Raw genomic sequence first — 3,157 nt, 5'->3', positions numbered from 1 at the left:
ACTATGAAATCGGCAAAAATTACATTTCTGGCAGTGGTGGTCTAAAAATTAACCGGTCTGGGGGAGGAAAAGGCTGGAACAGGAATGCATGGTTTGCTGTACAACTAATCTATACATTACTTAAGACAACACCGGACGATATTATCATTAATTTGGTCGGACATAGCAGAGGATCAATTACAATTATCATGTTGTTGAATGATATTTTTGCATTCCTAGACGGATCAGACTCACTAAAAGGGCCATATAAAATTGGAGACCTGTCACGAGTTAAAAATTTTCAGAAAGTCGAAGTAACAAACAGGGAGCAGTATGAACGGAGAATTAAAAATACGTGGAAACAAAGATTTAAGTCAGGTATCCATACTGAAGGTACTGTGGATCTCCTCAATGATATTAGAACAGAATTACTAAAACGTAATTCTAAAATATCTTTTAATGCCTGGCTTTTTGATCCGGTAGCTGGTCCTTTTATGGGAAACACTACCCGCAAATTGCATTTTCCGCTTCACAGGCATATAAAGCGAGTCCGTGTTCTTCGTATGCTCAACGTACCCAGGCTTGATTTCTTAAGCAATAACCTCCCCTCATTTGATCCCCCTGCCTGGGAATTATGTGATAATAAGATTACAAAAGATTTGTGGGCAGATGTAAATGGTGAGGAACGCTTGTTAATCCCAATGGTTGGGAGTCATGGAGCGGGTCTTTCCACGAATAAAGGAAAGACCACTACAGTACGTGATATCGGCACTGATCTTATGTTGCGGTTTTTAACATCTTGTGGAACTAATTTCGATGGTAAATTGATTTGGTTAGTGCAGCATATTCCACTCCCAACCCCAATACCTTACTACATGGGGCAAGGCAAAAAGATAAGAGACAAAGCCCATAGAGCAGTTTCCTTGAGCTGCCCGTATGAATTGTTTTACAAATATGAATACCTGACCACAAAATACAAAAAACTTAATGTATGCGAGGGTCGGAAAACTGTAACCCAAGGTATTAATGTCACTAAGTATATCAATGCCCACCATAGATGGCTGAGGGAAAATAAGTTTAAAAAATGAATCAATTGGAGTGTACAGAATAAGACTGCAATAAGACTGGACTGCCAAACCTTTTTATCATGCTATTTTGCACAATAACGATAATTAAAAAGATAAAAAGCAATTTAACCTTGTATTACGAGGAGTGACCATATATGTCCTGCCTTTTTGCCATTTTTAAGGTGCTCGATATCTAAGACATTTTTAAGCTGACACAGAATTTTGAACGCCTTCGGCGAAGCCGAGAACTATCACTTGTTCTCCCACATTGCCCTAATGTTGCTGACATCTCCGCTCTTCACGACAGTCTTTTCGCTGTACCCTCCCGTTGTTCTCACTATTTTCGTTAGTATGGGATATGCGGATTCAGCCCCCGTTCTCACCTCTACGACCACCGGAGGCCCGCCTCTCCCTTTCGGAGCATTCCTGACTTGGGTCGTTTTTTTGCATTTCCTTCCTGACTTCAGGGGTTTCCCGCATTCTGAGCACAGAATGTTACCATACTTTTTATTAGTTTCGTTCCTGTACCGTCGCCCCATGCCCGGTTCCATTGTGGCCTTGTGACGTTTCGCTGTCACTTTCTTCACCAGGTACATCACATCCAGGTCACTGAACTTCTTCTTGTGCTTCTTGATCCTCGCTATCTCGTTTACAACCCACTCCTTGAACGTGCTGTTATTTTTTTATGTCGGAAATAAAGCTGGACAGTCAAACCTTTTACCATGTTAATAAAGGGACCAAGCTATCGGTGTTTTTCAAGACAGTTGGCACACATTAGCTAATTTTTATGCAGCTTCTTTTATCGGCTTATCTGGATTTAATGTCACAGCTCCAATCGCGTTACAATCTTGAATATCTCCAGACCAACGCAATGGATTTTCAGCCCGAGCATCTAGCAATATCCTTGTTCTTTTCTTTAAGACTTCTGTATCTAAACCATCGTGCCGTTCGCTAGGTGTAGCGAACTTGATTCGGCTGTGCTTATGCTCAGTGTTGTACCAATTTACAAAGCCCTGAACCCAATCTCGCACTTCACTTAAGTCATTAAACCCATGAGATGGCCAATCAGGCCTGTATTTTAGTGTCCTAAATGTAGATTCAGAAAATGGATTATCATTACTCACTCTCGGTCTGTTATATGATGGAGTAACGCCAAGCCCTTCCATTTTAACTTTCATCGTAACTGCTTTCATTGGTGCTCCATTATCAGAGTGTAAAACTAACGGCGAACGGCCCGTTTTTTCACGCCAACATGTTCGTTCAAGCAGCTCACCCGCTTTGATTCCGCACTCATTTTCATGCACCTCATAACCGACTATTTTTCGACTATAAATATCTTCGATCATATACAGATAATAATATTCACCACGTACTTTTGAGTTGCAATAAGTTATATCCCACGACCAAACTTCATTCGCTTTACTGGCCGTGTAAGTCGTTGGTTTACCAACTTTTTTACGGACTCTACTGCGTCCTTTATGAGCTAACTGACCAACCTGTTTTAGCGTTCTATAAAACGTTGATACCGAGGCAATATACACACCATCATCTAACAGTGATGGAACAATTTGCAACGGGGGTAAACTTGCATATTTAGCTCTACTACAAACATCCATAATCGATTCCCGTTCAGCCTGAGTCAATTTATTCTTAGGCTCCGGTTTATCTGCTTCTGGACGCTTGTCCCCAACCATCATTGCACCGTTTGTTGTCCAACGGCGGTAAGTTCTAAGACTTAGGCCAACTTCATGACAAGCAAGCTTCTTTCTTGCTCCTGCTGTAAAAGCATTATTAATCAGTGAAATTAACTTCCTACGCTCAAGTAATGGCATTAGCTCTCCTCTTCTTCTAGACCGTAGAGAGCATTGAACTTTTTTCTTAACACCAATAAAGCGGCGGTTTCAGCGAGTGCTTTTTCCTTACGTCTCAGTTCTTTTTTTAGAGATTTAATTTCTTTTTCATCTGCCTGAGTTTCTTTAATACAGGCTTTATTGCTTACTTTTTTGGTTTTTACACCTTGTACAAATTCATCTTTCCAGGCTTTAATCTGCTCCGGATAATAACCATTTTTACGACAATATACTGTTAACTCTGACCCCGTTACCGGGCCT

2 protein-coding genes and 1 pseudogene are annotated in these 3,157 nt (G+C 40.8%); 1 reads left to right on the top strand and 2 read right to left on the bottom strand.

What is annotated here, in order from left to right; genetic code table 11:
* Positions 1-1,067 (top strand): hypothetical protein (locus AC4GME_RS18350; RefSeq protein ID WP_490379996.1); only part of this gene is annotated, 1,067 nt, incomplete at its 5' end.
* Positions 1,068-1,831: 764 nt separating this feature from the next.
* Here the strand turns inward: AC4GME_RS18350 and AC4GME_RS18345 are convergent.
* Together AC4GME_RS18345 and AC4GME_RS18340 are read right to left on the bottom strand one after the other, a co-directional pair.
* Entirely contained in the window at positions 1,832-2,878 is a 1,047-nt protein-coding gene (locus tag AC4GME_RS18345; RefSeq protein WP_490379995.1) for an IS3 family transposase, read from the bottom strand.
* Positions 2,878-3,157, bottom strand: a pseudogene (locus AC4GME_RS18340) (IS3 family transposase); the annotation flags it as partial. The gene AC4GME_RS18345 and the pseudogene AC4GME_RS18340, both read right to left, overlap by 1 nt.

The sequence above is a fragment of the Psychromonas sp. genome (assembly GCF_983033635.1).
This window is presented reverse-complemented; position numbering and strand designations above follow the sequence as displayed.